The sequence below is a fragment of the Endothiovibrio diazotrophicus genome (assembly GCF_054657215.1).
On sequence record NZ_BAAHXB010000111.1, the window covers coordinates 1 to 17,501 of the forward strand.

A 17,501-nucleotide genomic window follows, 5' to 3' on the forward strand; every position below is an offset into this window, starting at 1 on the left:
GGCCCGGAGCCGCCGGCTGCGCACCGCGCCTTGTTCTGGCACTTCCGGGGGGCGCTGATGGCCGATTTGTGGGTAAAGGGCAGGGCTAGCCTCGAAGAATGGGCCGCGCTGGTTTGCCAGCGCGGCCCGTTTTTTATGCGGTGTCCGACAGTCTCCTAGGAGACCGAACGAATCTCCTGTCCCTCGCTGGAGCGGCGCCGGCAGTCCTTGCGGTACTGGGCGACCCGTTCGGTCAATTGCTGCTCCGACAGGTGGGTTTCGATGGCGCCGCAGAACTGATGGCCGTGGGTGTATGGCCAGACACCCCGGAGGTGGTCAGCCTCGCCGCCGGTGTCGTTGATCACCGGCGGGTCGTGGCGGCACTCGCCGATCGGGGTGAGGTTGCGCTCCAGGCCCTGGTAGACCCAGTGGCGGCAGATGAAACAGGTCTCGTTGAAGCGCCATTCGCCGTCTGCAGTGTGCTTCACCAGCCCCGCGGCAAGGAGGCGCCGCTCCTCCTCGTCGTCGATCCGCAGGTGTTCCCAGGCGTTGTAGATGTCGACCTTCATCTCTGCTCTCCTGCACTCGGTGCTCGTCGCTTCTCCGTCTCGATACGTAAAAGAATGGCTCTTATCCAATTCCTGTGTCCATTTCAATCTTTCCAAAGAGCGGGGTTGGTGATTATTCAGGCAATAAACGACCCATTTTTCCAGGGGGCGCCGTTATAATTCCCACCCCCTGAATATCTCTCTTCGAGGAGCGACGCGATGAAGAAGGTGGTGCTGGCCAGCAACAATCCCGGCAAGGTGCGGGAGTTCTCCGCGTTGTTGAAGGAGTTCGGCATCGAGGTGCTGCCGCAGTCGGCGTTCGGCGTGCCGGAGGCGGAAGAGACCGGGCTCACCTTTGTCGAGAACGCCATCATCAAGGCGCGCAACGCCTGCGAACACACCGGTCTGCCGGCGCTGGCCGACGACTCCGGCATCGAGGTGGATGCGCTCAATGGTGCGCCGGGCATCTACTCCGCCCGCTACTCCGGCCCCGGTGCCACCGACGAGGCCAACAACCTGAAGTTGCTGGAGGCGCTCGCCAGCACCCCCGACGAGGAGCGCACCGCCCGCTACGTGGCGCTGATCGTGCTGATGGACCACGCCGGCGATCCTACGCCGATCATCTGCGAAGGGACCTGGGAGGGGCGCATCCTGCGTGACGAGCAGGGCGAAGGAGGGTTTGGCTACGATCCGCTGTTCTGGGTCCCCACCCACAACTGCGCCTCCGCCGAGCTGCCGCCGGAGGAGAAGAACCGCATCAGCCACCGCGGTGTCGCCCTGCGCAAGCTGATCGCCGCCCTGCGCGGGGATGCCACAGCCTGATCTACCGCGCCGGGGGTTGAGTGCACTTTTCGATGGGGCCGGCCCTCTCCCTGCCGCCGCTTGCGCTGTATATCCACGTGCCGTGGTGCGTGCGCAAGTGTCCCTATTGCGACTTCAATTCCCACGAGGCCGATGGGGTAATTCCCGAAGGCGTCTACGTCGATGCGCTGCTCGCCGATCTGGAGGGGGAGCTGCCGCAGGTGTGGGGGCGGCGGGTGGTCTCGCTGTTCATCGGCGGCGGAACGCCGAGCCTGTTCAGCGGTGAGGCGGTGGAGCGGCTGCTGTCGGGCGTCCGGGCACGGCTGCCGCTGCTGCCCGACGCCGAGATCACCCTGGAGGCCAACCCCGGCACCGCCGAGGCGGGGCGTTTCCGCGACTACCGCCAGGCGGGGGTAAACCGCCTCTCCCTCGGGGTGCAGAGTTTCGATGACCGGCGGCTGGCGGCGCTGGGGCGGATTCACCGCCGGGGCGAGGTGTTCCGCGCGGTGGAGATGGCCCGCGCCGCGGGGTTCGACAACCTCAACCTGGACCTGATGTTCGGCCTGCCGGAGCAGACCCCGCGGGAGGGGTTGGCCGATCTGACGGAGGCGCTCGCGCTGGCACCGACCCACCTCTCCTGGTACCAGCTCACCATCGAGCCCAACACCCCGTTCCATCATGCGCCGCCGCCGTTGCCCGAGGACGAGGCCCTGTGGGCGCTGCAGGAGCAAGGGGTGGAGTCATCGGCGGCGGCGGGCTTTGAACAGTACGAGGTCTCCGCCTACGCCCGCGACGGAGCGCGTTGCCGCCACAATCTCAACTACTGGCGGTTCGGTGACTATCTGGGGATCGGCGCCGGCGCCCATGGCAAGGTCACCCTGCCCGCCGAGGGGCGGGTGGTGCGGCGCTGGAAGGCGCGCCATCCGCGGGCCTATCTCGGTGGCGAGCGGCTAGCGGGCGAGCAGGTGATCGAGGTCGGCGAGTTGCCGGGGGAGTTCATGATGAATGTCCTGCGCCTGCTGGACGGCTTCGATGAGGCGCTCTTCGCGGAACGTACGGGGCTGCCGCTGGAGACGGTCGCGGGGCCGTTGGCCGAGGCGGTGTCGCGCGGGTTGCTGGAGCGCGAGGAGGGCCGGATTCGGCCCAGCGAGCGGGGACGTGCCTTCCTCAACGATCTTATTGCGCTCTTCCTATAGTCGCTCCGCCCACAGGTCGTACTCGTCGGCGTCGGTCACCTCGGCGATGACGATGTCGCCGGGGGCGACCCCCTCGGCCTCGCTCAGGTAGACCAGGCCGTCCACCTCCGGGGCGTCGCCGGTGGTGCGGCCCAGCGCGCGGCCATCCTCCTCCACCTCGTCCACCAGCACCGCTACGTTCTCGCCGACCTTGGCGGCGCGCTTCCCGGCGCTGATTCCCGCCTGCAACGCCATCAGGCGCGCCGCACGCTCCTCGCGCACCTCCTCGGGCAGGGCGCCGGGCAGTGCGTTGGCGGCGGCCCCCTCCACCGGCGAGTAGGGGAAGCAGCCGACGTGGTCGAGGCGCGCCTCCTCCAGGAAATCGAGGAGCTGTTGGAACTCCTCCTCGGTCTCGCCGGGGAAGCCGGTGATGAAGGTGGAGCGCAGGGTGAGATCGGGGCAGATCTCGCGCCAGGTGCGGATCCGCGCCAGTTGGTCCTCGGCGGCGGCCGGGCGCTTCATCGCCTTGAGGATGCGTGGGCTGGCGTGCTGCAGCGGCACGTCCAGATAGGGCAGGACCTTGCCCTCGTTCATCAGCGGGATCAGCCGGTCGACGGTGGGGTAGGGATAGACGTACATCAGCCGCACCCACACCCCGAGCGCGCCCAGCGCCTCGGCCAGCTCCTCGATCCGGCTCTTCACCGGGCGGCCGTTCCAGAAACCGGTGCGGTAGTGCAGGTCGACGCCGTAGGCGCTGGTGTCCTGGGCGATCACCACCAGCTCCTGCACCCCCGCCTCCACCAGCTTCTCCGCCTCGCCGAGGATCTCGCCGACCGGGCGGCTCACCAGATCGCCGCGCAGCGCCGGGATGATGCAGAAGGTGCAGCGATGGTTGCACCCCTCGGAGATCTTCAGATAGGCGTAGTGGCGCGGCGTGAGTTTGATCCCGCCGGGGGGGAGCAGGCTGGTGTACTGATCGCCCGCCGGTGGCAGGTGGCGGTGGACCGCGTGCATCACCTCCTCATAGGCATTGGGGCCGGTCACCGCCAGCACCTCCGGGTGGCGCGCCTCCACCTGCTCCGGGCGGGCGCCGAGACAGCCGGTGACGATCACCTTGCCGTTCTCGCTGAGCGCCTCGCCGATCGCCTCCAGCGACTCCTCCACCGCCGCGTCGATGAAGCCGCAGGTGTTGACCACCACCAGTCCGGCGCCCGCGTAGTCGGGGGCGATCTCGTAGCCCTCGGCGCGCAGCCGGGTGAGGATCCGTTCGGAGTCGACGGTGGCCTTCGGGCAGCCGAGGCTGACGAAGCCGATCTTGGGCGGATGGGACATGATCGGGAGGTGCAGGTCGGGATGGGCCGACTATTCTATCTTGAATGGAGAGAGGGGTTGGAGTCGTTTCGGGCGTAAGAAATTTCCTGTGCTATGTTCAGATAAAGATTACAAGCCAATGCGGTGAGGAGGTCGCAAGTGAAATCGGCCAGCCTGGAAAAATTCGACTTCGACGAATGGAAGGCGTTGGCAGCCAGCGATCCCGACGGCTTCGAGATGCGCCGCCGACAGGTGGTGGAGGAGCAGATCGGACGTCTGCACGGGGGCAAGCGCCAGCGCCTGCAGGCGTTGCAGTGGCGGATCGACCAGGTGCGGCGGATGGCGCCGGCGCCGATCTCCGCCTGCTATCGGATGTATGGAATGATGTGGGACACGGTCCTCCGCGAAGGGGGATTGCTCGACTTCATGCAACGCCTGCCGGACCTCTGCATCGAGGGGGGCGAGGCGATGCCGAGTCCGCGCAGCGCCGAGGTCCTCCCCTTCCCGGTGCGTCATCCCAATCGCCATCGCCACTGAGTGGGGATTGGCTCTTGTTTCATTGAGGTGTTTGCGGTAGGATGCGCCCCCTTACGCTACTGGCTGGCACATTTTTGGGAAGAGGTTGCCCCCCATGAAACCCGATATCCACCCGAATTACGAAGAGATTACCGTCACTTGCAGCTGCGGTAATCAGTTTCAGACCCGTTCGACCCTGGGCAAGGATCTGACCGTCGAAGTCTGCTCCCAGTGCCACCCCTTCTACACCGGCAAGCAGAAGATCGTGGATACCGGTGGCCGTGTGGACAAGTTCCGCAAGAAATTCGGCTCGATGCGCAAGTCGGCCTAACACGGATTTCTCCGCCCACGAAAAAGGGGCGCCCTGCGGGGCGCCCCTTTTTCGTGGGCGGAGAAATCCGCATGTGGGGAAGAGGGCTGGGGCGGTGCCGGGAGATGGCGCCTTGGCTCGGGTTTGAGGTGTTGGGGTGAAGTTGCGTCCGCTGGTTGGGCGTGGGGGCTTCATCACCCCAATGCGATTTTTTTCGCGCCGCCGAACGGGGCGCCGCCAGGCGCCCCGTTCGGCGGCGCGAAAAAAATCGTGGGGGACGAAAAAACCCGCCTGGGGGCGGGTTTTTTCGGCGAGGACGAGGTCGGGAGATCGTTACTTGATCTTCCCTTCCTTATACATCACGTGCTTGCGCACGACGGGGTCGAACTTCTTGATCTCCATCTTTTCGGGCATGGTGCGACGGTTCTTGTCGGTCGTGTAGAAGTGACCGGTACCGGCGCTGGAGATCAGACGAATCTTCTCGCGTCCACCTTTCTTAGCCATGGGGTGCCTCCTTAGACCTTTTCGCCACGGGCACGCAGGTCGCCGAGGACCGCGTCGATGCCCTTCTTGTCAATGATGCGCATCGCCTTCGAAGAGAGGCGCAGCTTGACCCAGCGGTTCTCGCTCTCCACCCAGAAACGGTGGGTGTGGAGATTGGGCAGAAAACGGCGCTTGGTCTTGTTGTTGGCGTGGGAGACGTTGTTTCCGGTGGTCGGACGCTTCCCCGTCACCTGGCAGACTCTGGACATCTCGAAAATCCTCGAAAAATTGGTCGTCACTCGCGAAAGGGCGGAATTTATACCAGGGCGGCGGGGGATATGCAAGAAGAATTGGGCTTTAGGCTTTAGGCTTTAGGCGAAGGGGCGGCCAGGGTCGCTCCTTCGCGAGCCCTAAAGGGGGCGGAAATGTCAGTGCAATCGTTTTGCATGACGCGGAGCGTCAAGCAAGACGTTTCCACATAGCGCGTGGAAACGAGAAAGTGGGGGGTAGGGACAAGACGTCGTGTGCGGGGTTTGACGTTGGATCGGCCTCCGGCATCATCCTGGTGCCTACACCAACCCCAGCTCCGCCAACGACACCGGCTCCCCGTCGCCGACGACGAAATGGTCCAGCACCCGGATATCCATCAGCCCGAGGGCGTTGGCGAGTCGTTCGGTGAGGGCGACGTCGGCGCGGCTCGGTTCGCGGGCCCCGGAGGGGTGGTTGTGGGCGAAGATCACCGCCGCGGCGTTGTGGGCGAGTGCCTGGCGTACCACCTCGCGGGCGTGGACGGCGGTGCCGTCGACGGTGCCGCGAAAGAGCTCCTCGAAGCGGATCACGCGATGGCTGTTGTCGAGGTAGAGGACGCAGAACACTTCATAGGGGTAGTGGCGCAGGCGGGTGGCGAAGTAGCGGCGGGTGGCGGCGGTGTTGGTCAGCGGACTGCCGCGGCGCAGCTCGGCCTCCAGGTAGCGGCGGCTCATCTCCACCGAGGCCTGGAGCTGGGCGTACTTGGCCGGGCCCAGGCCGTTGGCGCGGCTGAACTCGGGCAGCGGGGCCTCCAGAAGGCGGCGCAAGTCGCCGAATTCCGTGAGCAGTTCGCGGGCCAGATCGAGGGCGGTGCGCCCGGGCGTGCCGGTGCGCAGGAAGATCGCCAGCAGCTCGGCGTCGGAGAGGTGGCCGGCACCGCGGGCGAGCAGCTTTTCCCGCGGGCGTTCCTCGGTGGGCCAGTCGGTGATCGGCATGGGACGGGGCCTTTCGGTTGGTGAGCATTCACAACTGCCGTAGAATCTATCGTCTATGGACGTCTCCGCCAATTCGCCGTTTTCTGATAGACACATTTTGTTGGGCGTCACCGGTGGGGTGGCCGCCTACAAGTGTGCCGAGCTGACTCGTCGGCTGCGCGAGACGGGGGCGGCGGTGCGGGTGGTGATGACCGAGGCGGCGACCCGCTTCGTCGCCCCGCTCACCTTCCAGGCGCTCTCCGGGCAGCCGGTGCGGGTGGCGCTGTTCGACGAGCAGGCGGAGGCGGGGATGGGTCACATCGAGCTGGCCCGCTGGGCCGACTTCGTGGTGGTGGCGCCGGCCAGTGCCGATTTCCTCGCCCGTCTGGCCGCGGGGCTGGCCGACGACCTGTTGGCGACCCTCTGCCTCGTCACCGCGGCGCCCATCGCGGTGGCGCCGGCGATGAATACCCGGATGTGGGAGCACCCCGCCACCCGCGCCAACTGCGCCACCCTGGCCGCGCGGGGGGTGCGTTTCATCGGTCCCGCCGCCGGTGGGCTGGCCTGCGGCGAGGAGGGGGCCGGACGGATGGCGGAGCCGGCGGAGATCGTCGCCGCCGTGGCCGGGACCCGGGCCCCGGGGGGGCTCGCCGGAGTGCGTGTGATGGTCACCGCCGGCCCTACCCGCGAGGCGATCGATCCGGTGCGCTACATCGGCAACCGCAGCTCGGGTCGGATGGGTTACGCGGTGGCCGCCGCCGCCTGCGCGGCGGGGGCGCGGGTCACCCTGGTCAGTGGTCCCACCGCACTGCCCGTGCCGGTCGGCGTGGAGCGGATCACGGTGGAGAGCGCCGAGGAGATGCTCCAAGCGGTGATGGCGTCGGTGGCCCGGTGTGATCTCTTCATCGCGGCGGCGGCGGTGGCCGACTATCGGCCGGTGACCGCCGCGCCGCGCAAGATCAAGAAGAGTGAGTCGTCACTTTCCGTGGAGTTGGTACGCAATCCGGACATTCTTTCGACCGTGGCGGCCCTGGAGGGTGGTCCTTTCACCGTCGGTTTCGCCGCGGAGACCGATGAACTGGAGGTGCATGCCCGCGACAAGCTCCGGCGCAAGGGGCTCGACATGGTGGCCGCCAACTGGGTCGGTCGCGGCGAGGGTGGTTTTGAGAGTGAGCGCAACGCGCTCCATCTCTTCTGGGCCGGCGGCGGGCGGGAGCTGCCGATGGCGGAGAAGGGGCGATTGGCCGAACAACTGGTGGCGGTGGTCGCCGAACGCTTCCGGGAGGCGCGCAATGGATAAGACCAAGGTACAACTGAAGATCCTCGATCCGCGTATCGGCGGCGAGTTTCCGCTCCCCCACTACGCCACCGAGGGGGCGGCGGGGATGGATCTGCGCGCCTGCATCGAGGCGCCGATCACCCTGGAACCGGGGCGCACCGAGCTGATCCCCAGCGGCATCGCCATCCACATGGCCGATCCCAACGTCGCCGCGGTGCTGCTGCCCCGCTCGGGACTCGGCCACAAGCACGGCATCGTGCTCGGCAACCTTACCGGGCTGATCGACTCCGACTACCAGGGGCAGGTTTTCGTCTCGGTGTGGAACCGGGGGCACGACCCTTTCGTCATCCAGGTGGGCGAGCGGATCGCCCAGATGGTCTTCGTGCCGGTGGTGCAGGCGGCCTTCGAGGTGGTCGAAGAGTTCGCCGCCTCCGAGCGGGGCGCCGGCGGCTTCGGTTCCACGGGGCGCGGTTGAGGTTTTGAAGAATTGAAGCGTTCGCGCAGAGTTCGCAGAGAAGCGGAGGGCGCGGAGATAAGAATGTTCTTGCTCTGCGCCCTCCGCTTCTCTGCGAGCTCTGCGTGATATCACATCAGGAAAAGGAACGATGAGTTTAGATCCCGATCAGGCCATGAACGTCGCCAAGGTGCTCTCCGAGGCGGTGCCCTACATCCAGCGTTTCCGCGGCAAGACCATCGTGGTCAAGTACGGCGGCAACGCGATGGTCGACGAGAAGCTCAAGCGCGGCTTCGCCCGCGACATGGTGATGCTCAAGCTGGTGGGCATCAATCCGGTGGTGGTCCACGGCGGCGGCCCGCAGATCGGCAAGCTGCTGGAGCGCATCGGCAAGGAGTCGAAATTCGTCGAGGGGATGCGGGTGACCGACGCCGAGACCATGGACGTGGTGGAGATGGTGCTCGGCGGCCTGGTCAACAAGGAGATCGTCAACCTGATCAACCGCCACGGCGGCCGTGCGGTGGGCCTCACCGGCAAGGACGGCGACCTGATCCGCGCGCGCAAGCTGAAGGTGACCCGCAAGACCCCCGATCTGGAGGCGCCGGAGATCATCGACATCGGGCACGTCGGCGAGGTGGAGAGCATCGAGCCGTCGGTGGTGGAGATGCTCGATCACGGCAACTTCATCCCGGTGATCGCCCCCATCGGGGTCGGCGAGGAGGGGCACTCCTACAACATCAATGCCGACCTGGTGGCCGGCAAGATGGCCGAGATGCTGAAGGCCGAGAAGCTGATCCTGCTCACCAACACCGCGGGGTTGCTGGACAAGGAGGGCAACCTGCTGACCGGCCTCAACGCCACCCAGGTGGACGAGCTGATCGCCGATGGGACCATCCACGGCGGCATGTTGCCGAAGATCGGCTGCGCGCTGAGCGCGGTGAAGAACGGCGTGAAGAGCGCCCACATCATCGACGGCCGGGTGGAACACGCGGTGATGCTCGAACTCTTCACCGACCAGGGCGTCGGCACCCTGATCCGCGCCGGCCGATGAGTGAGGCAAAGCCGTCTCGCAAGCAGCAGATCCTGGAGACCCTGGCCCGCGAGCTGGAGTCGGCGCCCGGCGAGCGGATCACCACCGCGGGGCTGGCCCGATCGCTGGGGGTCTCCGAGGCGGCGCTCTACCGCCACTTCGCCAGCAAGGCGCAGATGTACGAGGGGTTGATCGAGTTCGCCGAGCAGACGCTCTTCTCCACCGTCCACCGGATCAATGCCGAACAGGTGCCGGTGGCGGGGCGGGCGCGCAAGGTGATCTACCTGCTGCTGGGGTTCGCCGAGCGCAATCCCGGGATCAGCCGGGTGCTTTCGGGGGATGCCCTGGTCGGCGAGAAGGAGCGGCTGCGCAACCGCGCCGGCAAGCTCTTCGATCGGCTGGAGCTGGAGCTCAAACAGATGCTGCGCGAGGCGGAGTTGCACGGCGAGCTGCCGGTGGGCACTCCCGTCCAGGCGATCGCCAACCTGTTGCTGGCGGTGGCCGAGGGGTTGATCCACCAGTTCGTCCAGAGCGGTTTCCAGCGCAAGCCGCTCGCGCTCTTCGAGGCGCAGTGGCGGCTCCTGGTGGAAGGGCTGTTTCCCCCGGGCAAGGCGGCGCAGTGAGGGGGCGGTGAGCGCCATTCGCACCAGCGAGGAGCGGTTGATCCTCGACGGCGAGCCGGTCCCCTACCGGCTGCTGCGCGATCCCCGGCGCAAACGGCTCTGCCTGATGGTGGGGCGCGACGCCGAGGTCGAGGTGCGGGTACCGCCGCGCGCCGGTCGGCGGGAGATCGAGCGCTTTCTCGGTGATCACCTCGACTGGTTGCGTGATCGCCTGGGGCAGGCGCGCAGGGCCCGCTCGGCGCGGCCGCGGCTGGCCGACGGGGCGATCCTGCCGCTGTTCGACGAGCAACTGGAACTGGTCGTACGCAGCGCTGCCCGTCGGCGGGTGGTGCGTCAGGGCGGGCGGCTGCTGGTGGAGTACCGCGAGGTCGAGGAGCTGGAGGAACTGCTGGAGGGGTGGTACCGTCGGCAGGCGCGCCGCCTGCTGGGCGCGCGGGTCGAGGCCCTGGCGGCGTGTACCGGACTGCGCCCCGCCGGTCTCGCCATCCGCGGTCAGCGTACCCGCTGGGGGAGCTGCTCCTCCCGCGGGCGGCTCAACCTCAACTGGCGGCTGCTGTTCGCCCCGTCCGTCGCGGTGGATTACGTGGTGATCCACGAGCTCTGTCACTTGGCCCATATGAACCACTCCGCCGCCTTCTGGGCGCTGGTGGCGCGGTTCGACCCCGATTACCTTGCTCACCGGAAGTTGCTGCGGGCGGTGGAGCCCCTCTTCTGAGGGCGGTTTGAACTCATGATCAGTATCCCCTGTCTCGAAGCGCTGGTGCAGTTGACCGAGGTCCACGATCGCCGGGAGATGACCCGTCGTCTGGTGGAGCTGCTCGACCAGCTGTTCCCGGCCCGCGCCATTGCGGTCTACGAGATCTACAGCCGCCAGCGGGGCCGCGAGGTGGCCCGCTCGGCGATCGAGGACCTCTTCTACCGCAATCTGCTGGAGCCCGGCGAGGGCGCCGAACTGCCACTGACCGGCGAGGAGAGCTTTCTGCGCTGTTTCGAGCGCGAAGAGATGGTGGTGCTCGACTACGCGGCGGAGGAGGGGCAGCGGGTGGTCTACCCGATCCACGGCGTCGGCGGGGTGATGGGGCTGCTGGTGCTCGACTGTTTCGAGGATCTGGGCGAGGAGCTGAGCTATCTCGATTATCTGGTCCGCATCTACGCCAACCACCTGCTGCTGCTCGACAAGAAGGAGCGCGATGCGCTGACCGGGCTCTACAACCGTCAGTCCTTCGACGAGCGGATCAGCAACGTGCTGCGTTTCAACGTGAGTGACGGGCGGCGGCGCACGGACGCCCACTACAGCCACCTGGCGGTGCTCGACATCGATTTCTTCAAGCGTATCAACGACCGCTTCGGCCACCTCTACGGCGACGAGGTGCTGCTGCTCTTCGGCCACATCATGGAGGAGTCGTTCCGCGTCACCGACCTGCTCTTCCGCTACGGCGGCGAGGAGTTCGTGGTGGTGTTGAGCGAGGTGGACGATGCGGATGCCGAACGGGTGCTGGAGCGTTTCCGCGCGGCGGTCGCCGCCTACCCCTTTCCCAAGGTGGGGCAGGTGACGGTGAGCGTCGGCTTCACCGCGATCCAGCCCGGCGAGATGCCCTCGGCGGTGGTCGACAAGGCGGACAAGGCGCTCTATTACGCCAAGTACAACGGCCGCGATCAGGTCTGCTTCCACGATCGCCTGGTGGTGGAGGGGAAGATCGCGGCGGAGGAGTTGGAAGAGGGCGAGATCGAGCTGTTTTGATCGCTTAGCCGATGCCGTACTCCGTGCGGTAGCGGCGCACCGACTCCAGCTCTGCGGCCATCCCCTCCCGCCCCTCCAGGTACTCGATCAGCTCCGCCAGTTTGGCGATGCTGATCACCCCCAGGCCGTAGTCCCGCTCCACCTCCTGGATTGCCGAGAGCTCGCCGCGGCCGCGCTCCTGGCGGTCCAGCGAGATCGCCACCCCGGCGCAGCGGGCGCCGGCCGCCTCGATGATCGCCATCGACTCGCGGATCGCGGTGCCGGCGGTGATCACGTCGTCGATGATCAGCACCCGGCCGTCGAGTGGCGCCCCCACCAGCGTCCCCCCTTCACCATGGTCCTTCACCTCCTTGCGATTGAAGCAGTAGGGGAGGTCACGGTCGTGGTGATCGGCCAGCGCCACCGCCACCGCGGCGACCAGCGGGATCCCCTTGTAGGCGGGGCCGAAGAGCATGTCGAAGGCGAGCCCCGAATCGACGATGGCCCGGGCGTAATAGCGGCCGAGGCGGGCCAGGGCGCTTCCGCTGTCGAATAGCCCGGTGTTGAAAAAGTAGGGACTGGTGCGCCCCGACTTGAGGGTGAACTCGCCGAAGCGCAGCACCTTGCGCTCGATGGCGAAGTCGAGGAATTCGCGCTGGTAGTCGTGCATCTCGAACGGCCTGTGGTCGGCGGGGAGGGGCGGCCATTGTAGCAGCCGGCCGGTGACGATCCATGGGTTGTGTTCCTATCGTTTCTTGACCTGCGTCGGGGGTCTCCGACTTGATCGCCGAGATGGCCGCGGCCAGCGGCGAGCAGGCCGCCGGCATCGAACAGGTGAACGGCGGGAGAACGGACGCCCGGTGTTGCCGATGCAGCTCGCCTACAACGGAGGGCGACTGTTCAGCTATGCCGTCGCCGGGGGGGCTGATGGGGGGGATCGGTTGGGTCGCCGCCCATACCGGCGAGTTGCGTCAGGTGCAGAGTGTGCTGCAGGGGATGCGCTGCAGGGTGCGGCGCTGATGGTCGCCTTCGGCGTCGGCACGCTGCCCAATCTGCTGCTGATGGGGGTGGCGGCCAGCCGCCTGGCGGCGGTGGCGCGCAATCGGTGGATGAGGCGCAGTGCCGGGGCGCTGGTGGCGGGGTTCGGGGCGTATACCTTGTGGCTGGCGGCGGGGTGAGGCTCTCTGGTCACGACGTGCCTCCCCCGGTTACGACGCGTCCGCTGGTTACGACGCTCCGCGTCGTAACCACGGCCTCCTTGGACGCTCTGCGTCCTGATTTGGGCAAGGTGGTGTTGTCGCGATGGGCGGCCGACGCGGAGCGTCCAAGGGAGACGCCTCTGCCGGCGTGAAGGCCAAGGTTCCCACGCGGAGCGTGGTAACCAGGGGATGGCTCGATCGGGGTGGGTGGTGTCCCGTTTTCTTTACACGTGGTTGCGCAGCTTCAACTCCAGCGGGTGCGGGTTGAGGTACCACTGCTCTTGCAGATACGGCTCGTCGTATTTGCGCACATAGTGGTTGAGCAGGGTGATCGGCACGATCAGCGGCAGCAGCTCCCGGCGGTAGGCGTCGATCACCTCGCCCAGCTCCCGCTTTTCGTCGCCGCTCAGTTGGCGCTTGAAATAGCCCTGGATGTGTTGCAGCACGTTGGCATTCTTTTTCGGCGTCGCCAGCAATCGCAGCGCCTCCTGGAGGCCGCGGCCGTATGCCTGCTGCCGCTCACCCGGGGGTAGGGCGCCGTCGCCGGCGGCCAGCCGGCCCAGTTCGCGGTAGTGGCGGGGGCTGTGGGCCATGATCAGCAGCTTGTGGCGGCGGTGGAATTCGGCCAGCTCCCGCGTCTCGTCCCCCCCTTCGCCAAGCGCCCGCCAGCGCTGGTGGACGAACAGTCGCTCGATGAAATTCTCGCGCAGCTTCATGTCGTGGAGCCGTCCCTCCTCCTCCACCGGAAGTTCCGGAAAGCGGGCCATGAAGGCGCCGGCGAAGAGGCCGGCGCCGCTGTGGGTGGGCATCCCCTTGGCGCCGTAGATCTTCACCCGCTCCATGCCGCAGGAGGGGGACTTGGCCTTGAGGATGAAGCCGCAGAGGCCGGCGTCGGCGAGCTGGCCGAGCTTCCGCTCGCGCCACTCGACCAACGGGTCGGTCTTGTCGATGCGGCTGCCGCGGGTGATCAGGCGGGGGGCGTCCGGGTCGCCCTCCAGGCGCATCGCCTCGCGTGGAACGCCCATGCCGCTCTCCGCCTCGGGGCAGACCGGGACGAACTCCAGGTAGCGGCCGAGGGTGGCGGTCAGGTAGGGGTCGTGTTTGTGGTTGCCGTCGTAACGCACCGTCTGGCCGAGCAGGCAGGCGCTGATGCCGACGCGGATTTTCTCTTCCATGGTTCTCTCGCGGGTTGACCGGGAAAGGTAAAATATAGGGGATCACGGGGCGATTGCGCCCCTGTTCCAGTATCCGCTATCCGGGAGGCGACGATGAGCAGTGGTTGGGGATGCCCCCACGAGGTGGGGGGCGCCTGTTCCAAAGTCGATATGGAGCCGTGCAGTCCGGGGATGAAGGGGTGCGTGCTGGCCGGCCGCTTCACCTTCAGCGACGAGAGCAAGAACCGCGAGGAGGGTCCGAAGAAGCGTTCGTGGGAGCGCGATCGGAAGCGCTCGACCCACGACGACGAGCGTTGAGTTTCCCGGTTTGCGCCGAGGAATGCCCTGGTTACGACGCTCTGCGTCGTAACCGTTGTCGTTGCGCTCTGCGTCGTAACCGTTGTCGTTGCGCTCTGCGTCGTAACCGTTGTCGTTGCGCTCTGCGTCGTAACCGTTGTTCTTGGACGCTCTGCGTCCTGCTATTGAGCGCGGTGGCTTCGAGTGAGGCGCCGACGCGGAGCGTCCAGGGTTTGGCTCCTCTGCCGGCGCGGAGGCCGGATTACCACGCAGAGCGTGGTAACCAGAGGTGGCTTCGGTTGGCGTTGATTCGGCGTCGGGTTTCTTCAGGCTTTTTCTGTCACCTGCCACCTGTCACCTGTCGCCTTCTTCAGGGGATGTTCTCTTCGAGGAAGCGGGTGTAGTTCTCGGCGCTGACGATCTGGGTGCCGTCGCAGTTGAACTGCATCTTCACCGTGTTCTGCACCAGCGAGATGGTGATGTTGCGCAGGTAGTAGTCGGGCAGGTCGCGCATCGCCTTGAGGCTGCCGAGGATGGTGCGTACTTCCCGGGGCTCCATCGGCTCCCAGCGGGCGTGGCGTTTGGTGATGATGCTGCGCCAGTGGTTGGGCAGGCGGTCGTAGAGCCCGCTCTCGGCGAGCCACGCGTAGAGCCGGCGCATCGCCGCCACCTTCTCGGCGAAGGGAATGGTCGGGAAGTGGCGGTCGACGTAGCCCCGTTCGGCCAGTTTCTCGGCGGAGTGGATCTCCTCGCGCATCGGATCGAAGACCGATGCGGTGCGGATCTCACCGGAGTTGAAACCGATGTAGAGGCGGTAGGTGCCGCGCCCCAGCAGCAGCTCTTCGAGGTTGGGCCGCAGGCGGTCGAAGACCGCGTCCACCGGGCTCAGGTATTTCTTCCGCTCCAGGGTGGTCTCGCGTAGCGAGGGGTCCCCCTTGATGCCGATCTGCACGCTTGCCTCGCTCAGCCCGGTGGCGCTGACGATGCTCTCCTTCAGTACCAGCTCTTCCAGTTCGTTGTCGTCGCTCATGCTCTCGCCCATCGTCTGGTGTTCGATAGTCCGTCGTGTCGCTATCTTGGACTGGGCGTTGTTGTTTCGCGAGCCCTTAATCGGCGGGGATGTCGGGCGTGAGGGCGAAGAGCAGGGTGTGGCGCCAGGCGAGCATCGACTCCAGCCGCTTGGTGTTGAGTTCGGCGGGCGGGAGGTCGCAGTGGTCCCCCCGGTGCAGTGCCTGGAGGTGGCGGATTTCGCGCCGAACCCGTTCGGCCGCCTGCTCCACGCACTCCTGATAGCCGGGGATGGCGTAGTGGTCGCACTCCATGTCGATCGCTCCCTGTGGGGATTCGGATTTCCCTTGCGAAGGTGCGGGTTCCATGCTGCCAAAATCGCGCCGGGAAGGAAATTGGCAAATGGATGATAGAGTGTAGGAAAAGTCTTAGATCTGCTTCAGCGTTTTGCCCTGTCATGAGGGTGTCACATGGTTGTTACCCGATGTTCACGGCCGCCGTCTATGCTGCTGCCGCTCTTTCCCTTTCCGTTATGGACGTCCGCCCCCATGGACCTCACCCACGAGTTGCAGGAGATCCTTGCCAAGCGGCGGCTGCGCCCGCTGTTCCAGCCGCTGGTGAACCTGCGCGAGCGGCGGATCTTCGGCTACGAGGCGTTGATCCGGGGGCCTTCCGACAGCCCGCTGCACGGGCCGCTCAACCTGTTCGATGCCGCCACCCGCGCCGGCCGGCTGGCCGAGGTGGAGCTGCTCGCCCGGGAGATCTCGGTGGAGCAGTTTCGTCGTCTGTCGCTGCCGGAGCGGCTGTTCCTGAACATCAGCCCCGAGTGTCTGCTCTCCCCCGGTTTCAAAGGGGGACGCACCCTGGCGATGATCCGTGCCGCCGGCATCGATCCCTCGCGGGTGGTGATCGAGTTGACCGAGCACCAGCCGACCCACGACCTGGAGCTGATGAAGCGGGCCATCGAGCACTACCGGGCGATGGGCTTCACCATCGCCATCGACGATCTGGGGGCGGGCTACTCCGGATTGCGGCTGTGGTGCGACCTGCGCCCGGACTACGTGAAGATCGACCGCCATTTCATCCAGGGGATCCATGACGACACCGCCAAGCAGGCCTTCGTCCGCTCGATCCGCGACATCGCCCGCAGCCTCGACTGCCGGGTGATCGCCGAAGGGGTGGAGTGCCGGGAGGAGCGGGAGACGGTGGAGGGGCTGGGGATCACGCTCGCCCAGGGGTTCTACTTCTCGCCACCGCGGACGGTGCCGCCGACCCAGCTCTCCGATCAACTGTATGCGACCGTGCGCCGGGAGGAGAGCGGGGCGGCGGATGGGCTCGCCGTCGAGCCGGTGTCGGTGCTCAGCGAGGAGGCCCCGGCGGTGCCGCCGACGATGCGGGTGGACGAGGTGGGGGAGTATTTCGTCGCCAGTCCGACGCTCCACTCCATCGCGGTGGTGGAGGGGGGCATTCCGATCGGCATCGTCCGCCGCCACAACTTCATGAACACCTTCCTCAGCCGTTACGGCCGCGACCTGCACGGCCGCCGGCCGATCATCGCGTTGATGGAGAGCGAGCCGCTGGTTTTCTCCCACGATACCCCGCTGGAGGAGGTGAGCCGGGTGGTCACCGCCAGTGCCGGGATCCAGCCGGATCACGATTTCATCATCACCCGGGAGCGGCGCTACAGTGGCGTCGGCCGGGTGATCGAGCTGCTGCGCAAGATCACCGACCAGCAGATCCGTTTCGCCCGCTACGCCAACCCGCTGACCCAGTTGCCGGGCAACGTGCCGATCAACAACCACCTCAGCGATCTGCTCAAGCGGGAGGAGAGCTTCGTCACCGTCTACGTCGATCTGGATCACTTCAAGCCGTTCAACGACCACTACGGTTACGCCAAGGGGGACGAGGTGATCCAGTTGGTGGCGGAGGTGCTGCGCGAGCAGGCGGTACGCGGGGTCGATTTCGTCGGCCACGTAGGGGGGGACGACTTCGTGGTGGTGTTTCGCAGTGATGACTGGGAGGCGCGATGCCGTTCGATTCTGGCGCTGTTCGAGGCGCGGGCGCCGATCTTCTATACCCCGGAGGAGCGGGAGCGTGGCGGGGTGTTCTCCCACGATCGGGCCGGCAACGACTGTTTCTTTCCGCTGATCAGCCTGTCGCTGGCGGCGGTGCAGCCCGATCCGCTGCGTTGCCGCACCTTCCACGACGTGGCGGCGCTGGCCGCCGGGGCCAAGCACGAGGCGAAGAAGATGGCCGGCAATTCGCTGTTCGTTGAACGTCGTCGCGGCCCCGGTCCGGGGAAGGGTGAGCTTGGCCAGTGGGATTCGTTGGGTACCGAGGTGGCCGCGATCCCTCCCGCTGGCGGGGCGGCCGTCCGCCCGAGCTGATCCC

Annotated in this window: 22 protein-coding genes and 1 pseudogene; 14 read left to right on the forward strand and 9 right to left on the reverse strand. The window is 66.6% G+C overall.

Annotated elements, in window-relative coordinates; translation table 11 throughout:
• Window positions 1–155: 155 nt before the first annotated feature.
• Window positions 156–548, reverse strand: coding sequence for a hypothetical protein (locus ACYQ2W_RS20835; protein ID WP_459871672.1), 393 nt, complete (start codon window positions 546–548; stop codon window positions 156–158).
• Window positions 549–746: 198 nt separating this feature from the next.
• On the opposite strand from ACYQ2W_RS20835, the gene rdgB reads away from it, so the two are divergent.
• Window positions 747–1,349 (forward strand): RdgB/HAM1 family non-canonical purine NTP pyrophosphatase, encoded by a 603-nt coding sequence (rdgB, locus tag ACYQ2W_RS20840; RefSeq protein ID WP_459871674.1) that lies wholly within the window; start codon window positions 747–749, stop codon window positions 1,347–1,349.
• 32 nt (window positions 1,350–1,381) lie between these two features.
• Window positions 1,382–2,524: a radical SAM family heme chaperone HemW gene (gene hemW, locus ACYQ2W_RS20845; RefSeq protein WP_459871723.1), complete on the forward strand. Its 1,143-nt coding sequence runs from the start codon at window positions 1,382–1,384 to the stop codon at window positions 2,522–2,524.
• Here hemW and rimO read toward each other — a convergent pair.
• Window positions 2,519–3,835, reverse strand: coding sequence for a 30S ribosomal protein S12 methylthiotransferase RimO (gene rimO, locus ACYQ2W_RS20850; RefSeq protein WP_459871676.1), 1,317 nt, complete (start codon window positions 3,833–3,835; stop codon window positions 2,519–2,521). The two genes, hemW and rimO, sit on opposite strands and share 6 nt — an antisense overlap.
• 138 nt (window positions 3,836–3,973) lie before the next feature.
• Between rimO and ACYQ2W_RS20855 the strand changes: the two genes are divergently transcribed.
• Window positions 3,974–4,351 carry a DUF3135 domain-containing protein gene (locus tag ACYQ2W_RS20855; RefSeq protein WP_459871679.1) on the forward strand — a complete coding sequence of 126 codons (378 nt, stop codon included), beginning with the start codon at window positions 3,974–3,976 and terminating at the stop codon, window positions 4,349–4,351.
• 94 nt (window positions 4,352–4,445) lie between these two features.
• Window positions 4,446–4,661: a 50S ribosomal protein L31 gene (rpmE, locus tag ACYQ2W_RS20860; protein ID WP_459871683.1), complete on the forward strand. Its 216-nt coding sequence runs from the start codon at window positions 4,446–4,448 to the stop codon at window positions 4,659–4,661.
• Window positions 4,662–4,973: 312 nt separating this feature from the next.
• Here the strand turns inward: rpmE and rpmG are convergent, their stop codons facing one another.
• From rpmG to radC, 3 genes are all read right to left on the reverse strand, one after another.
• Window positions 4,974–5,144, reverse strand: a complete 171-nt coding sequence (gene rpmG / locus ACYQ2W_RS20865) for a 50S ribosomal protein L33 (RefSeq protein WP_459871685.1) — start codon at window positions 5,142–5,144, stop codon at window positions 4,974–4,976.
• Window positions 5,145–5,155: 11 nt separating this feature from the next.
• Complete coding sequence (gene rpmB / locus ACYQ2W_RS20870) at window positions 5,156–5,392, reverse strand: 50S ribosomal protein L28 (protein ID WP_459871688.1); 237 nt, start codon at window positions 5,390–5,392, stop codon at window positions 5,156–5,158.
• Window positions 5,393–5,692: 300 nt separating this feature from the next.
• Window positions 5,693–6,367 carry a RadC family protein gene (gene radC, locus ACYQ2W_RS20875; protein ID WP_459871690.1) on the reverse strand — a complete coding sequence of 225 codons (675 nt, stop codon included), beginning with the start codon at window positions 6,365–6,367 and terminating at the stop codon, window positions 5,693–5,695.
• 55 nt (window positions 6,368–6,422) lie between these two features.
• Between radC and coaBC the strand changes: the two genes are divergently transcribed.
• The 6 genes from coaBC (at window position 6,423) to ACYQ2W_RS20905 (ending at window position 11,473) form a co-directional block, all read left to right on the forward strand.
• Window positions 6,423–7,646, forward strand: coding sequence for a bifunctional phosphopantothenoylcysteine decarboxylase/phosphopantothenate--cysteine ligase CoaBC (gene coaBC, locus ACYQ2W_RS20880; RefSeq protein WP_459871692.1), 1,224 nt, complete (start codon window positions 6,423–6,425; stop codon window positions 7,644–7,646).
• Complete coding sequence (dut, locus tag ACYQ2W_RS20885) at window positions 7,639–8,100, forward strand: dUTP diphosphatase (RefSeq protein WP_459871694.1); 462 nt, start codon at window positions 7,639–7,641, stop codon at window positions 8,098–8,100. Before coaBC ends, dut begins: the two co-directional genes overlap by 8 nt.
• Before the next feature lie 130 nt (window positions 8,101–8,230).
• The gene (argB, locus tag ACYQ2W_RS20890; protein WP_459871697.1) at window positions 8,231–9,130 is read left to right on the forward strand and encodes an acetylglutamate kinase; all 900 of its coding nucleotides are present in this window, start codon (window positions 8,231–8,233) and stop codon (window positions 9,128–9,130) included.
• Entirely contained in the window at window positions 9,127–9,732 is a 606-nt protein-coding gene (gene slmA, locus ACYQ2W_RS20895) for a nucleoid occlusion factor SlmA (protein ID WP_459871700.1), read from the forward strand. The genes argB and slmA overlap by 4 nt, the downstream gene beginning before the upstream one ends.
• Before the next feature lie 7 nt (window positions 9,733–9,739).
• Complete coding sequence (locus ACYQ2W_RS20900) at window positions 9,740–10,447, forward strand: M48 family metallopeptidase (RefSeq protein WP_459871703.1); 708 nt, start codon at window positions 9,740–9,742, stop codon at window positions 10,445–10,447.
• Window positions 10,448–10,462: 15 nt separating this feature from the next.
• Complete coding sequence (locus ACYQ2W_RS20905; protein WP_459871706.1) at window positions 10,463–11,473, forward strand: GGDEF domain-containing protein; 1,011 nt, start codon at window positions 10,463–10,465, stop codon at window positions 11,471–11,473.
• 4 nt (window positions 11,474–11,477) lie between these two features.
• Here the strand turns inward: ACYQ2W_RS20905 and pyrE are convergent, their stop codons facing one another.
• A complete protein-coding gene (pyrE, locus tag ACYQ2W_RS20910; protein WP_459871708.1) occupies window positions 11,478–12,122 on the reverse strand; it encodes an orotate phosphoribosyltransferase in 645 nt (214 codons plus the stop codon).
• A gap of 110 nt (window positions 12,123–12,232) precedes the next feature.
• On the opposite strand from pyrE, the gene ACYQ2W_RS20915 reads away from it, so the two are divergent.
• Both ACYQ2W_RS20915 and ACYQ2W_RS20920 read left to right on the forward strand, forming a co-directional pair.
• On the forward strand, window positions 12,233–12,472 hold the full coding sequence (locus ACYQ2W_RS20915) for a hypothetical protein (protein ID WP_459871725.1): 240 nt from the start codon (window positions 12,233–12,235) through the stop codon (window positions 12,470–12,472).
• A pseudogene (locus ACYQ2W_RS20920) lies at window positions 12,439–12,630 on the forward strand (urease accessory protein UreH domain-containing protein); the annotation flags it as partial. The gene ACYQ2W_RS20915 and the pseudogene ACYQ2W_RS20920, both read left to right, overlap by 34 nt.
• Window positions 12,631–12,875: 245 nt before the next feature.
• On the opposite strand, the gene ACYQ2W_RS20925 reads toward ACYQ2W_RS20920, so the two are convergent.
• Complete coding sequence (locus ACYQ2W_RS20925; RefSeq protein ID WP_459871710.1) at window positions 12,876–13,826, reverse strand: YbgA family protein; 951 nt, start codon at window positions 13,824–13,826, stop codon at window positions 12,876–12,878.
• Window positions 13,827–13,919: 93 nt separating this feature from the next.
• Here ACYQ2W_RS20925 and ACYQ2W_RS20930 point away from each other — a divergent pair, with 93 nt between their 5' ends.
• Window positions 13,920–14,123, forward strand: a complete 204-nt coding sequence (locus tag ACYQ2W_RS20930) for a hypothetical protein (RefSeq protein WP_459871712.1) — start codon at window positions 13,920–13,922, stop codon at window positions 14,121–14,123.
• 349 nt (window positions 14,124–14,472) lie between these two features.
• Here ACYQ2W_RS20930 and ACYQ2W_RS20935 read toward each other — a convergent pair whose 3' ends face one another.
• Together ACYQ2W_RS20935 and ACYQ2W_RS20940 are read right to left on the reverse strand one after the other, a co-directional pair.
• Window positions 14,473–15,132: a hypothetical protein gene (locus tag ACYQ2W_RS20935; protein WP_459871715.1), complete on the reverse strand. Its 660-nt coding sequence runs from the start codon at window positions 15,130–15,132 to the stop codon at window positions 14,473–14,475.
• Between the two features lie 76 nt (window positions 15,133–15,208).
• Window positions 15,209–15,424, reverse strand: a complete 216-nt coding sequence (locus ACYQ2W_RS20940) for a hypothetical protein (protein WP_459871718.1) — start codon at window positions 15,422–15,424, stop codon at window positions 15,209–15,211.
• Window positions 15,425–15,658: 234 nt separating this feature from the next.
• Between ACYQ2W_RS20940 and ACYQ2W_RS20945 the strand changes: the two genes are divergently transcribed.
• Window positions 15,659–17,497: a GGDEF domain-containing protein gene (locus ACYQ2W_RS20945; protein ID WP_459871721.1), complete on the forward strand. Its 1,839-nt coding sequence runs from the start codon at window positions 15,659–15,661 to the stop codon at window positions 17,495–17,497.
• Window positions 17,498–17,501 lie beyond the last annotated feature (4 nt).

Bases quoted from the DNA above. Each gene is read 5' to 3' on its own strand.
- ACYQ2W_RS20835 (WP_459871672.1), bottom strand. From the start codon at position 548: ATGAAGGTCGACATCTACAACGCCTGGGAACACCTGCGGATCGACGAC.
- rdgB (WP_459871674.1), top strand. From the start codon at position 747: ATGAAGAAGGTGGTGCTGGCCAGCAACAATCCCGGCAAGGTGCGGGAG.
- hemW (WP_459871723.1), top strand. From the start codon at position 1,382: ATGGGGCCGGCCCTCTCCCTGCCGCCGCTTGCGCTGTATATCCACGTG.
- rimO (WP_459871676.1), bottom strand. From the start codon at position 3,835: ATGTCCCATCCGCCCAAGATCGGCTTCGTCAGCCTCGGCTGCCCGAAG.
- rpmE (WP_459871683.1), top strand. From the start codon at position 4,446: ATGAAACCCGATATCCACCCGAATTACGAAGAGATTACCGTCACTTGC.
- rpmG (WP_459871685.1), bottom strand. From the start codon at position 5,144: ATGGCTAAGAAAGGTGGACGCGAGAAGATTCGTCTGATCTCCAGCGCC.
- rpmB (WP_459871688.1), bottom strand. From the start codon at position 5,392: ATGTCCAGAGTCTGCCAGGTGACGGGGAAGCGTCCGACCACCGGAAAC.
- radC (WP_459871690.1), bottom strand. From the start codon at position 6,367: ATGCCGATCACCGACTGGCCCACCGAGGAACGCCCGCGGGAAAAGCTG.
- coaBC (WP_459871692.1), top strand. From the start codon at position 6,423: ATGGACGTCTCCGCCAATTCGCCGTTTTCTGATAGACACATTTTGTTG.
- dut (WP_459871694.1), top strand. From the start codon at position 7,639: ATGGATAAGACCAAGGTACAACTGAAGATCCTCGATCCGCGTATCGGC.
- argB (WP_459871697.1), top strand. From the start codon at position 8,231: ATGAGTTTAGATCCCGATCAGGCCATGAACGTCGCCAAGGTGCTCTCC.
- slmA (WP_459871700.1), top strand. From the start codon at position 9,127: ATGAGTGAGGCAAAGCCGTCTCGCAAGCAGCAGATCCTGGAGACCCTG.
- ACYQ2W_RS20905 (WP_459871706.1), top strand. From the start codon at position 10,463: ATGATCAGTATCCCCTGTCTCGAAGCGCTGGTGCAGTTGACCGAGGTC.
- pyrE (WP_459871708.1), bottom strand. From the start codon at position 12,122: ATGCACGACTACCAGCGCGAATTCCTCGACTTCGCCATCGAGCGCAAG.
- ACYQ2W_RS20925 (WP_459871710.1), bottom strand. From the start codon at position 13,826: ATGGAAGAGAAAATCCGCGTCGGCATCAGCGCCTGCCTGCTCGGCCAG.
- ACYQ2W_RS20930 (WP_459871712.1), top strand. From the start codon at position 13,920: ATGAGCAGTGGTTGGGGATGCCCCCACGAGGTGGGGGGCGCCTGTTCC.
- ACYQ2W_RS20935 (WP_459871715.1), bottom strand. From the start codon at position 15,132: ATGAGCGACGACAACGAACTGGAAGAGCTGGTACTGAAGGAGAGCATC.
- ACYQ2W_RS20940 (WP_459871718.1), bottom strand. From the start codon at position 15,424: ATGGAGTGCGACCACTACGCCATCCCCGGCTATCAGGAGTGCGTGGAG.
- ACYQ2W_RS20945 (WP_459871721.1), top strand. From the start codon at position 15,659: ATGGACCTCACCCACGAGTTGCAGGAGATCCTTGCCAAGCGGCGGCTG.